Here is an 11,653-nt window from a genome sequence, read left to right as displayed (position 1 = left end):
GCCGGCGCCGTCCTCACCGCCGGCGACGCCGTCCGGAGGGACGTCTTCGGCGAGCCGTAGCCGGGGCCGCCGTCGTGGCGGCCGACCCGGTCGTGCCGTCCGGGTGCGTGCCGGGCCGCTCCGCTTGGCCGGGCGGGTGCCCGGTACGGCAGGATGGCGGCGGGGCCGGGCGTGCCACGCCGTCCGCCGGGCCGCCGCACGACCGCAACCGAACCACCGAACCACCGAACCGTCGTCAGGAGTCGTAGATGAGCCAGTCCGGGGCGCCGGTCAACCCGTACCGGATCGGTGAGGCGGCGGCGATGCTCGGCGTGAGCGCCGACACGATGCGGCGCTGGGTGGACGCCGGCCGGGTCGCCGCCGAGCGCGACGAGCACGGCCACCGGATCATCCCCGGTGCCCAGCTGGCCGCCTTCGCACGGGAGCTGGCCCGCCCGGAGAACGCCGAGGCCGAGGGGCGGCCGTCCTCCGCCCGCAACCGGTTCCCGGGCATCGTCACGGACGTGGTGCTCGGTGACGTGGCCGCGCAGGTGGAGATCCAGGCCGGGCCGTTCCGGGTGGTGTCGCTGATCAGCCGGGAGTCCGCCGAGGAGCTCAACCTGGTGCCGGGCGCGCCCGCGACGGCGGTCATCAAGTCGACCAATGTGATGATCGAACTGCGCTGAGGCGCACCGCAGAGACCCGACGAGAGGACCGCCGCCCGATGCCCCACCCGCCGCTGCCGTCCACCCAGAGCGCCGTGTTCGCGGTCGAGGCGATGGCCGCCCGGCACGGTCGGGAGGTCCGCGCCGGTCACGACATCGGCCGCGACCAGACCTTCGCCGGGCTGGTCGGCGCCGACGGCGGCGGTGAGCTCGACGCGATACCCCACGAGGCGCTGCTGGAGATCGGCGGCCGGCCCGCGACCGACGTCCGGCTCTTCGTCCACGACGAGGCGGTGGTCACCGTCGAGGGCATCGCCTTCGACGTGCCGCGCGACAGCGTGCCCGCCTTCCTCGACGCGGTCTGGAGCGGACTCGTCCACGTCAGGCAGCGGACCTTCCCGCCCGCCTGCACGCTGGTCGTCACCGTCCCCGGCGAGCCCTCCTACCGCGAGGCCGTCACCCACCAGGACCTCACCCCGTGGCTCGCCGGGCTGGTGCGATGACCGCCTCCGCCGCTCCGCCCGGCACCACCCCGACCGCCACCCCGATGAAGGCCCCGAGGACCGCCCACCCCGTGAACGCATCCGCCGTGAACGCACCGAACCCCGCCGGCCGCCGCCCGGTGCTCGCCGTCGCCCACCGCGGCGACCCGTACCGGTACCGCGAGAACACCCTGCCCTCGATCGAGTCGGCGCTCGCCGCCGGGGCCGACGCCGTCGAGGTCGACGTCCGGCTCACCCGCGACGGCGTGCCCGTCCTGCTCCACGACGCGACCCTCGAACGCCTCTGGGGCGACCCGCGCGAGCTGCGCCGGGTCACGGCGGACCAGCTGGCCGGGCTGCGCGACGGCGACCTCACCGTCCCCACCCTCGCCGAGGCGGTCAAGTCCGTCGCCGCCACCCCGGCCGCCCGCCTGCTGATCGACCTGGACGACCCGCACCCCGCCGCCGCCACCTGGGAGGCCGTCACCGCCCTCGGCGCCGAGCAGCGGGTCGCCTTCTGCGGCCCCGCCACCGCGATGCTCGCCGTCCGCGCGCTCGCCCCCGACGCCGAGATCGCGCTCACCTGGAAGCAGCCCCGGCTGCCCGTCCGCGCCCTGCTGGACGACCTGCGCCCGCGCTACCTCAACCCGCCGTTCGGCCTCGCCACCCCCGCGTTCACCGCCGAGGCGCACGACGCCGGGCTCGCCGTCTCCACCTGGACCGCCGACCTGCGCCGCACCATGCGCAGGCTCCGCGCGGCCGGCGTGGACTCGATCACCAGCAACCGGATCGGCCTGCTCCGCTCCGTCCTGGACGGCCGCCGGTGACCGCGGAACCGGCCGTCCTCACCACCCGCGCGCTCAACCGCGCCCTGCTGGCCCGTCAGCACCTGCTCGCCCGCAGCACCATGACGGCCGCCGCCATGGTCCGCCACCTCGGCGGACTCCAGGCCCAGGCCGCCCCGCAGCCGCCCTACCTCGGCCTGCTCGCCCGGCTGGACGGCTTCGCCCCCGAGCACCTGACGGAGCCGATCGAGCGGCGCGAAGCCGTCCGGATCGCGCTCCACCGCGGCACCATCCACCTGGTCACCGCCGAGGACTGCCTGACGCTGCGCCCGCTCGTGCAGCCCGTCCTGGAGCAGGGCTTCCGCGGCAACCACGGCAAGCTGCTGGACGGCGTCGACCTCGACGCGGTCGCGGCCGAGGCCCGGGAGCTGGTGGAGGCGCAGCCGCGCACCTTCCAGCAGCTCGGCGCACTGCTCGCGGAGTCCCGCCCGGGCCGCGACCCGGGCGCCCTGGCCCAGGCCGCGCGCTGCTTCCTGCCGCTGGTCCAGGTGCCGCCGCGCGGGATCTGGGGCCGGAGCGGCGCCGCCGCGCACACCACCGCCGAGCACTGGCTCGGCCGCCCGCTCGACCCGGCGCCCTCGCTCGACGACCTGGCGCTGCGCTACCTCGCCGCGTTCGGCCCGGCCGGCGTCGCCGACCTGCAGAAGTGGTGCGGCCTCAGCCGGCTCGGCCCGGTGCTGAAGCGGCTCGCCCCCGGCCTGGTCACCTTCCGCGACGAGCACGGCCGGCTGCTTTACGACCTGCCCGACGCGCCCCGGCCCGACCCGTCGGTGCCGGCGCCGGTCCGGCTGGTCGCCCCCTTCGACAACCTGGTCCTCTCGCACGCCGACCGCACCCGGGTGCTGCCCGAGGAGTACCGGCCGCGGCTGATGACGCAGAACGGCATCGTGCTCGGCATCCTGCTGGTGGACGGCATGGCGGCCGGGAGCTGGCAGCTCACGGAGGGCCGGGGCGGCGAGCGCACGGTCCTGGTCCGTCCGTACGCGGCCCTGCGGAAGGACGACCGGCGCGAGGCGGAGGCCGAGGCGGAGCGGGTGCTGGCCTTCGCGGGCGGCGGCGAGGTCCGCATCGAGTGCGCGGGGTAGCACGCGTCTGCGGTGGTCGTGCTGGTGTGCGGGTGCGGGGTCTCGATCGGGTGGCGACGGGCGTTTCGTCCGTGTGCGGCCGATCCGCGGCGGGTTGAATCGGGCCATTCATCGAACTGCGGCGCCGGGAGCGGCGCCGCGCGAGCGAGTGGAGTCCGCCGTGGCACCTCTTCCGAACGGCGTCTACGCCGTCACCAAGCCGAACGGGCAGCTGCTCACGCTGTCCGGGGTCAAGGACCCCGTGGTGGTCCTCCCGCCCGGCGGCGAGCCGGGGGAGCAGGAGTGGGAGCTGGAGGCGCTGGACAACGGCAACGTCCGGCTGCGCAACCTCCGGCACCCGGCCTACGCCGGCTACGACGGCCCGCCGCAGGAGAACACCGAGGTCATCGGCTCCGGCGAGCCCCGGGAGTGGGCGCTCTACCAGGCGGCGGGCCGGAACACCTTCCACGTCGTCGTCCCCGGCGGGCCGGTGGACGGCCGCGAACTGGCCCTCGACTTCAGCGTGCTGGACATCTTCCCGCCGCGCACCGCCCTGCGGCCGCTGGACGTCGACGACCGGCAGCAGGCCTGGACGTTCGAGTTCCACGAGTGAGCGGCGGGCGCTGAGGAACGCGCGGGCCCGGGCCGGCGACCACCGGTCCGGGCAGCCCGCCGCTCCGGCCGCGACGGAGGTCCGGCACAGCGGGCGGCCGGTCGGATCGTCTGCTGAGATGGGACGACGTGGACCGATCGCACCAGGCGGAGGTGGGCATGCCGGGGGATCCCCCGTCCGGCGGCGTGCCGGACCGGCGCCGGGAGGACCACCGCAGGCCGTACCTGATGCTCCCGCCCCCGGTCCGGTCGGCGGCCGCCTGGTCGGTGGCGGTGATCCTGCTCATCACCGTCGCCTCGCTGGTCGTCTTCGCCCTGGTCGAGCTGCGCGCCGCCACCGTCCCGGTCATCCTGTCGCTGCTCGGCACCTCGCTGCTCTACCGTTCCTAATCAGTGAGCAGGAGTGAGTCTTGGACCCAAGCCTGTGCACTGCGGACATCCCGAACGGTTTTGGATGTCCTGGTCGCCCGCGTTCGCTCCGCATCCGGCGACGCGGATCGTGTCCGTGGTCCGGGGATACGGGGACGGGTTTCCTCACGCCCCCGGTCACTGGGTCGGGCCTGGGCGGTCCGATGCCCGCCAGCATCGCTCTGGTGCTGGCGGGGCGGTGCTGTCCGTCGCCTGATCCGGTATCCGAGGGCGCGTCGTGCGATCGCCACGCCGGCCGCCTGATGGCGGCTGACGGAGCGACGGTCAGTGGAGAGGGGCTTTTGCCAGTGCTGGGCCCCCCATATCGAGGTGTAGGCGGGATCGACGGCGATCACGCCGATACCGGCTTCCGTGCACATGCTGAGCAGGCGTGCGCGGAGTTTGCCGGTGGGGATTCCGGAGATGAGCTGGCGGAACCGCTTCTTGCAGCCGTGCTTTTCTCGGGTCTTGGAGTCGGTGAAGTCGAGGTCTTCGATCGCGATGGCCTGCACACCCGTGGTCTTCGCCCAGTGAAGGAGGCGGGTGAGGGCGTGGCGGAGCTGGGCGTCGCGGTGGGCGGCAGTGCCGGACAGGTCGTAGTCGAAGCGGCGCGGCTGCCCGATCGGGTTGCCGTACTGGTCGAGCCGCCATGCGGCGAGGTGGTCGGCATTGGTGTCCACGCCGATCACGCCGTCGGCGCGCAGGACGTCCAGCGGGGTGACGGGCAGGGCTTTGCGGGTCCAGGAGGCGTCGAGGTACCAGCGCCTGGAAGCGGTGTTGAGGTGGATGCGATAGGCCACGGCCCGGTTCGCTTCGATGCGGTCGCGCCATTCGTCGCCCCGGTACGAGAAGGCGACTCGGGCGGCGAGCGTGTATCGGCCGTGTTTGGCGTTAGCCAGGTGGGCGAGCGGGGCGGGCAGCTTGACGCTGATCCCCCCGTCGGGGGTGACGCGGATCGTCTCGTTACCGAAGCGTTTCCCGGACTCGCCGTCAGCGGTGAGGAACCATCGGGCCGCTTCCCACTCGGCACGCCACGTGGTCTCGGTCCTGCCTGCGGCGGTGAGGTTGTGACGCTGCTTGAGCAGCCGCCTGCCGCCCCGCACCACCGACACACGCCCGGCCTCACGCTCTGTGCGGACACGCTCGTAGGTGCCCTCAAGGGTCGCCAGACGACGCGCCTTTTGGAACCACTCGTGATTGGAGCGGTAGCCGCCCGGCTTCCCCTTACTGCCCTTCTCGCCGACCGGCAGGGACAGGCGGAGCCGGACGGTGCGGATACCGGCGTCCAGGGACACCAGGTGCGCCCACTGCGCACGGCGCGACAGGCCCCACTGATCGTGCGTGTTCGAGGTCACCGAACCAGCCCACCGGGAGGAGGATTCCGCCGTCAGCTCCCGCTTCCGCGTCGCCCACGTGTCGGTGGAATGCTCCAGCCCGTCCCGGCACCGCGCCGTCAGATCACGGGAGGCCAGCGCGCCCATGTGGGCGCCGACCTGGCGTAGCACCTGCTCGTCCTCGGGAGTAAGACCCTTGAGCCGGTCCCGGATGCTCACGCCCGACGGGCCGTTGGCGACGAACGGCCGGGCAATCTGTCGCAGCGGCTTACTGTCCGGCTCAGCCATGCTCGGCAGCCTCAAGAGCCTTCCGAGCACGGTTCCTCGCCGACCGGCGACCATACAGGCGGGCGCAGAACGAGGTCAGTACCTCCACCATGTCCCGCACCAGATCGTCTTCGACTTCGCCTTCATCCAGAACAACGAAACGACGACCCGTCGCGGACAGAGTGGCCTCGATCAGCTCGACGTTCATCCGGCCAAGCCGGTCCTTGTGCTCCACCACCACGGTGGTCACAGCAGGGTCGGCCAGCAACCGCTTCGCCTTCGGGCGAGCACCGTTCATGCCGGATGCGATCTCGGATTCCACCCGGACTACCGGGCGGCCCGTGGTCGCGGCCCAGCGGGTCAGCCGGGCCACCTGCCGCTCAAGGTCGGTCTTCTGGTCATGCGAGGACACGCGGGCATACAAGCCCAGACCGCCGACCGCGTCCGGCCCGGTGTTCGCCGCGATGTTCACCAGGATCGTGCGCGGCCCGACCCGCTGAGCCGGCACCGGCAGCGTCCCCTCACGGAACCAGCGATAGGCCGTATGCGGGTGCACACCATTCGCTATCGCCCAGTCCTTGAGGTTCATGCAGTGATCCTAACATCCACTCAGAGGCTCTAATGCACACTAGAGTTGACTCAATCCCGAGCAGTTCACAACCCCGTGATGCCGTGGATGGTCCGGCACGGCGTCGGCCGCAGCCTGGCCGCCGGACTCACCTGCGCGGTGCTGGTGGTCGCGGGCGGCGGGGTGATCGCCCTGCTCGTCAACTCGCTGGTGCACAGCGCCCCGCAGATCGCCGACGCGCTCCAGGAGGCTGGCGGCCGGCTCGCCGAGTGGCTCGGGCCGTCCGGCGAGAAGATCCGCCACGCGCTGGACAACGCCCGGGGCGAGACCAACTCGCTGATCAACACCCTGACCGACAGCGTGCTCTTCGGGCTCGGCCTCGCCACCCAGGTCCTCACCGGCGCCGTGCTCTCCCTCGCCCTGGTCTTCTTCTTCCTCCGCGACGGCCACCGCACCGGCGACGTGATCCGCTCCTACCTGCCGGCCCGCAGCGCCGAGACCGTCATCGCCTGCGCCGACCGGGCGTTCGAGGCGATGGCCGGCTTCATGCGCGGCACCACGCTGATCGCCCTGATCGACGCCTTCTTCATCACCGTCGGGCTGCTGCTGCTCGGCGTCCCCGGCGCTCCCGGGCTCGGCGCGCTGGTCTTCATGGGCGCCTACATCCCGTTCATCGGGGCGTTCCTGTCCGGCACGGTGGCCGTCCTGGTCGCGCTCGCCGACGGCGGGCTGGGGACGGCGCTGTGGGCGCTCGGCGTGGTGCTCGCCGTCCAGGTGATCGAGGGCAACGTCCTCCAGCCGCTGATCCAGAGCCGCACCGTCGAGCTGCACCCGGCCACCATCATGGTCGCCGTGGTCGCGGGCTCCGGCATCGCCGGGATCCTGGGTGCGCTGCTCGCCGTGCCGGTCTGCGCGGCCGGGCTCGGCGTCGTCTCCGTCCTGCGCGGCGTCACCGACCGCACCCGCCGCGGCGGGCGGCAGGACCGGGGGCCCGGGCCGGACGCGTCGGACGGGGCGTCCCGGGCGTCCGGGGAGGCCGGTCAGCTGTAGGCGGCGGGGCCGCAGCGCGTGCTCGGCGGCGCGCAGGTGGACCGCGGCGTAGAAGGCGGTGTCCGGGTCGTCGCACCCAGAACGTACGGCCTGTCACCGACAACGGCGCTTGCCGTGCGTGGGCGGAGTGTGGCAGCATCGCTAATGCGACGGAAGTCGCAATAGTGAAAGGGGTGGGGCTTGGGTACGACGATCGAGCGGTTCCGGGTGTCGGACGGTCAGGCCGGGCCGTACGGGCTGGCGGTCGGGCCGGACGGGGCGGTCTGGTGCACCCTGGTGCACGCCGGGGAGATCGCGCGGCTGGGGGCCGACGGGTCGGTGCGGCGGTTCGGGCTGGGGGCGCCGGAGTGCGGGCCCTCGGTGATCACGGCGGGGCCGGACGGCGCGCTCTGGTTCACCCGGATGCGGGACCACCGGATCGGGCGGATCGACCCGGACGGCGGCGAGCGCTCCTTCGCGCTGCCCACCGCGGACGCCGGGCCGTTCGGGATCGCGGCGGGCCCCGACGGCGCGCTCTGGTTCACCGAGCTGAACGCCGGCCGGATCGGCCGGATCACCGTGGACGGGGAGGTGACGGAACATCCCCTGCCGGTAGCCGGCGCGTACCCGTCGATGATCACCGCCGGCCCGGACGGCGCGCTCTGGTTCACCCTCAACCAGGCCCACGCCGTCGGCCGGATCACCGTGGACGGGGAGGTCACGGTGCACCCGCTGCCCACCGGCGGCGCCGCACCGGTCGGGATCGCCGCGGGCGGCGACGGCGCGCTGTGGTGCGTCGAGATCGGCGCCGGGCAGGTCGCCCGGGTCGCCACCGACGGCACGGTGACCGAGTACCCGCTGCCCGACCGGGCCGCCCGCCCGCACGCGATCGCCACCGGGCCGGACGGACGGCTCTGGTTCACCGAGTGGGCCGGCAACCGGATCGGCTCCCTCACCCCGGACGGCGCCTACCGGGCGTACCGGCTGCCGGCCGACGGCGCCGAGCCGCACGGCATCACGGCCGGCTCGGACGGCGCCGTCCACGCGGCACTGGAGATCGGCGAGATCGTCCGGCTGACGCCCTGACGCCCTGACGCCCTGACGCCCTGACGCCCTGACGCCCTGACGCCCTGACGCTCTGCTGCTCTTTCTCCCTGACGGCCCGCCTCCCGCGCCCGCGCGTCAGCGCCCCGCGACGGGCTCGGCGCAGAGTTCGGCGGCGAAGGCGCAGAGCGCGGCGCGGTCCGGGCAGCCGGTCTTGGCGAGCAGGCTGGCCAGGTGCTTCTCCACGGTGCGCGGGGAGATGGAGAGCTCCCGGGCCAGCTGCTGGTTGCCGGGGCGGTCGGCGAGCAGGAGGAACACCTCGTACTCGCGCAGGGTCACCCCGCAGCCGCGCAGCCGGGCCGGGACGGCGTCGCGGCCGCCGCGGTGCTGGGCGACGCTGGCACCGGCGCGGCGCAGCAGGGACCGGCAGGCGGCGGCCACCGGCCTCACCTCGGCGGCGTGGAAGTACTCCTCGGCGGCCCGCAGCCAGCCGACCGGCTCGCCCCAGCCGTCGGTGAGCGCGGCCTCGGCGGCGAGCCGCAGCGCCAGGTGGTGGGCGAGCGGGAACGGGGCGGCCGCCGCACGGGCCTCGGCGAGCGTGCGGGCGGCGGCGTCCGGGCGGTGCTCGCGGCCGAGCAGGACGGCCTCGGCGAAGAGCAGGAACTGGCGGTTCCAGGCGAGTCCGGCGGCGGGGGCGGTGGTGGCGGCCGCGAACTCGGCACGCGTCCAGGTACCGTCGAGGACCTCCAGCAGCGGGTGCAGGCCGTGCCGGCCGGCCAGGTAGAAGACGCTGGGGTGTTCGAGCTCCCAGGCGAGCCCGGCGGCCATCTCGGCGCGGGCCCGGGTGCGGTCCTCCGCGAGCAGCGCGCCGACGGCCCGGCAGAGGCCGTGCCGCAGCGGCATCAGGAACGACTCCTCGCCGCCGGCCTGCTTGAAGCGGAGCAGCTCGCGGTCCATCTCACGGCGCCGGCCGAGGTGCGCGGCCAGGGTGGCCGAGCCGAGCAGCAGGTAGCGGTGGGCGGCGAGGTTGTGCAGCCGGGCGGTGGCGTCCAGGCAGCGGTCGACGATCTCCCGGGCGGTCCGCCACTCCCCGCGCAGCACCGCGTTCATGGCGAGCAGGCCGTCCAGGGTCTGGGTCAGCACGATCGCGCCGAGCCCGGCGGCGGCCTCCCGGGCGCGGGCGAGGCGGGTGCCGTCGCCGGTGCGCATGAAGGCGTTGGCACCGAGCCGCAGCAGCGCCTCGACCCGCCAGACCGGGAGGGCGTGCGCCTCGGCGACCGCCAGCATGCGCTCCAGGCAGGCGTCGGCGTCGTCGAAGCCGCGCTCGCGGGCCAGCAGGGCGAGCAACTGCCAGGCCTGGCAGGCGACCACCGGCAGGCCGGAGCGCTCGGCCACCTCGGCGGCGTGGCGGGCGAGCCGCTCGGTCTCGGCGAGGCGGGCGCGCGCGGGCTGCGCACCGGCGGCGGCCCCGTCCGGGCCCGGAAGGGGCGGTGTGCCGTGGCCGGGCAGCAGGGCGAGGTGGCCCTCGACCACCACCAGGGCGGCGTCCTGCTCCGGGCGCGGGTGGGCGCCGGTGAGGGCGCGGGCGGCGGCGAGCTGGACGGTGGCCTCGGTGGTCCGTTCGGCCATCACCGCCGCCCAGGCGAGCCGGGTGTGCAGGCCGATCCGGCGGTCGGCGGCCGGGGAGCACACGCCGGGCGGTGCCTGGGCGGGCACCGGCGGGAGGGTGCGGACCAGCTCGAAGGCCCGGTCCAGCCGGCCCGACTCGGCCAGCGCCGGCAGCAGTTGCTCGGTGACGGCCGCCCGGCCGGTGTCGTCGGCCAGCTCGTGCGCGCGCTCCAGCAGCACCACCGCCGAGCCGGCCGCGCCCGCCTCCAGCATCCGCCGGCCGGCCTCGGCGAAGTGCACCGCCGCACCCGCCCGGTCGCCGCCGGCCAGCAGCAGCGAGGCCACCAACTGGCGCCGTTCCTCACCGAGTTCCGGGTCGGCCCGGAGGATCGCCCGGGCCGCCCGGCGGGCCACCGCGGCGCGCTCGGCGGGGGCCAGGGTGGCCGTGACGGCGTCGGCGGTGAGGGTGTGCCGGAACGCGTACCGGTCCGGGTCGGCGCCGTCGGGCACGATGACGTTCGCCTCGGAGGCGGAGCGCAGATGGCTGAAGAGCGTCCGGTCGTCGTACCCGGTGATCAGCTGGACGGTGGTGACCGAGAACCGGCTGCCCAGGGTGGCGGCGGTCACCAGGAGTTCGCGCACCGGCGGGTCCAGTTCCTCGATCCGCCGGCCCCAGCTGCGGACGATGGTGCTGGGCACGGCGGTGCCGAGGCCGCCGGCCACCTCCCAGCGGCCGCCGGCCCGGTGCAGCGCACCGGAGGCCAGCATGTCGGCGAGCAGTTCCTCGACCAGGTAGGGGCAGCCGTCGCCGCGCCCGGCGAGCTGCTCCAGGACGGCCGCTGGCACCTCGGCGACCTCGCTCTCCAGGATCGCGGCGGCCATCGCCCGCACGTCGGCCGGGGTGAGCGGCCGCAGTTCGGCGACGGCGGCGGCCCGCCGGCGCTCGGCGGCCCGGACCAGGTCCAGGGCCGGGCCGGGTTCGGCCCGCAGCGTGGCGACCAGCAGCACCGGCAGGCCCGCCAGGTTGTCGACCAGGTACTCCAGCACGGCGACCGTCTCCGCGTCGGTGTCGTGCAGGTCCTCCAGCAGCAGGACGCAGCCCTGGTCGCGGCCGAGGACGGCGAGCAGCCGCAGCAGGGCCTCGGCCAGTTCGACCACCGTCTCGGGGTAGCCGGCGGCGCCGGACGTCGTGCTGCGCCACTCGGGGACCAGCCGGGCCAGCGCCGGGCGGTAGGGGTCGAGTTCGGGGTCGGTCGGCGTCCCGGCGGCGCGGAAGCGGGAGGACAGCGCCTCGATCAGCGGCCGGAACGGGGTCACCGTCAGGGTGGAGGAGCCCCGGCCGCGCAGCACCGGCAGCCCGGCCCCGTAGGCCTGGTTGGCGCATTCGCCGGCCAGCCGGGACTTGCCTATCCCGGCCTCGCCGAGCAGGAAGACCGCCCGCCCGGCCCGCTGCCGGGCGGCGGCCAGCGCGCTGCCGAGCAGGCCGAGCTCGGCCGCCCGGCCGACGGTGATCGACGATGTGGTGCGCATGGCCGCAGGCTACTTGACGGTGCGTGGGATCGGTAAAGCAGCGAATCGGCCACGAAGTACATGCCGTGTCGGCACGGGATGGTTACCGTACGTCCACAAAGGGCGGGGGTGGTTCACCCCGGGCCGCCACCGGGGTCCGCTCAAGGACCTTCGCGAGCAGCGCGCCAATGCGCTCGGCGGAGGCCTTGCCGGCCTCCAGCACCTCGGCGTGGTTCAGC

Annotated in this window: 11 protein-coding genes; 8 read left to right on the top strand and 3 right to left on the bottom strand. The window is 74.7% G+C overall.

What is annotated here, in order from left to right:
- Window positions 1-248 precede the first annotated feature (248 nt).
- The 6 genes from ABZ885_RS27550 (at window position 249) to ABZ885_RS27525 (ending at window position 4,037) form a co-directional block, all read left to right on the top strand.
- On the top strand, window positions 249-665 hold the full coding sequence (locus ABZ885_RS27550) for a TOBE domain-containing protein (protein ID WP_360194021.1): 417 nt from the start codon (window positions 249-251) through the stop codon (window positions 663-665).
- Between the two features lie 38 nt (window positions 666-703).
- Window positions 704-1,147 carry a hypothetical protein gene (locus ABZ885_RS27545; protein ID WP_360194019.1) on the top strand — a complete coding sequence of 148 codons (444 nt, stop codon included), beginning with the start codon at window positions 704-706 and terminating at the stop codon, window positions 1,145-1,147.
- Complete coding sequence (locus ABZ885_RS27540; protein ID WP_360194016.1) at window positions 1,144-1,953, top strand: glycerophosphodiester phosphodiesterase; 810 nt, start codon at window positions 1,144-1,146, stop codon at window positions 1,951-1,953. The genes ABZ885_RS27545 and ABZ885_RS27540 overlap by 4 nt, the downstream gene beginning before the upstream one ends.
- On the top strand, window positions 1,950-3,056 hold the full coding sequence (locus tag ABZ885_RS27535; RefSeq protein WP_360194013.1) for a winged helix DNA-binding domain-containing protein: 1,107 nt from the start codon (window positions 1,950-1,952) through the stop codon (window positions 3,054-3,056). Before ABZ885_RS27540 ends, ABZ885_RS27535 begins: the two co-directional genes overlap by 4 nt.
- A 160-nt stretch (window positions 3,057-3,216) precedes the next feature.
- Complete coding sequence (locus ABZ885_RS27530; protein WP_360194011.1) at window positions 3,217-3,648, top strand: hypothetical protein; 432 nt, start codon at window positions 3,217-3,219, stop codon at window positions 3,646-3,648.
- Between the two features lie 128 nt (window positions 3,649-3,776).
- A complete protein-coding gene (locus tag ABZ885_RS27525; RefSeq protein WP_360194008.1) occupies window positions 3,777-4,037 on the top strand; it encodes a hypothetical protein in 261 nt (86 codons plus the stop codon).
- Here the strand turns inward: ABZ885_RS27525 and ABZ885_RS27520 are convergent.
- Window positions 4,034-5,677 (bottom strand): IS200/IS605 family accessory protein TnpB-related protein, encoded by a 1,644-nt coding sequence (locus ABZ885_RS27520; RefSeq protein ID WP_360194005.1) that lies wholly within the window; start codon window positions 5,675-5,677, stop codon window positions 4,034-4,036. The two genes, ABZ885_RS27525 and ABZ885_RS27520, sit on opposite strands and share 4 nt — an antisense overlap.
- Entirely contained in the window at window positions 5,670-6,245 is a 576-nt protein-coding gene (locus tag ABZ885_RS27515) for an IS607 family transposase (protein ID WP_360194002.1), read from the bottom strand. Before ABZ885_RS27515 ends, ABZ885_RS27520 begins: the two co-directional genes overlap by 8 nt.
- Window positions 6,246-6,323: 78 nt before the next feature.
- On the opposite strand from ABZ885_RS27515, the gene ABZ885_RS27510 reads away from it, so the two are divergent.
- Window positions 6,324-7,274, top strand: coding sequence for an AI-2E family transporter (locus ABZ885_RS27510; protein WP_360193999.1), 951 nt, complete (start codon window positions 6,324-6,326; stop codon window positions 7,272-7,274).
- A gap of 180 nt (window positions 7,275-7,454) precedes the next feature.
- Window positions 7,455-8,339: a virginiamycin B lyase gene (locus tag ABZ885_RS27505; protein ID WP_360193996.1), complete on the top strand. Its 885-nt coding sequence runs from the start codon at window positions 7,455-7,457 to the stop codon at window positions 8,337-8,339.
- Between the two features lie 96 nt (window positions 8,340-8,435).
- Here ABZ885_RS27505 and ABZ885_RS27500 read toward each other — a convergent pair whose 3' ends face one another.
- The gene (locus tag ABZ885_RS27500; protein WP_360193993.1) at window positions 8,436-11,435 is read right to left on the bottom strand and encodes an AAA family ATPase; all 3,000 of its coding nucleotides are present in this window, start codon (window positions 11,433-11,435) and stop codon (window positions 8,436-8,438) included.
- Between the last annotated feature and the right edge of the window lie 218 nt (window positions 11,436-11,653).

It is taken from the genome of Kitasatospora sp. NPDC047058 (assembly GCF_040643935.1).
Classification (GTDB): domain Bacteria; phylum Actinomycetota; class Actinomycetes; order Streptomycetales; family Streptomycetaceae; genus Kitasatospora.
The sequence above is the reverse complement of the archived record's forward strand: the minus strand, read 5'-3'. Positions and strand labels throughout refer to the sequence as shown.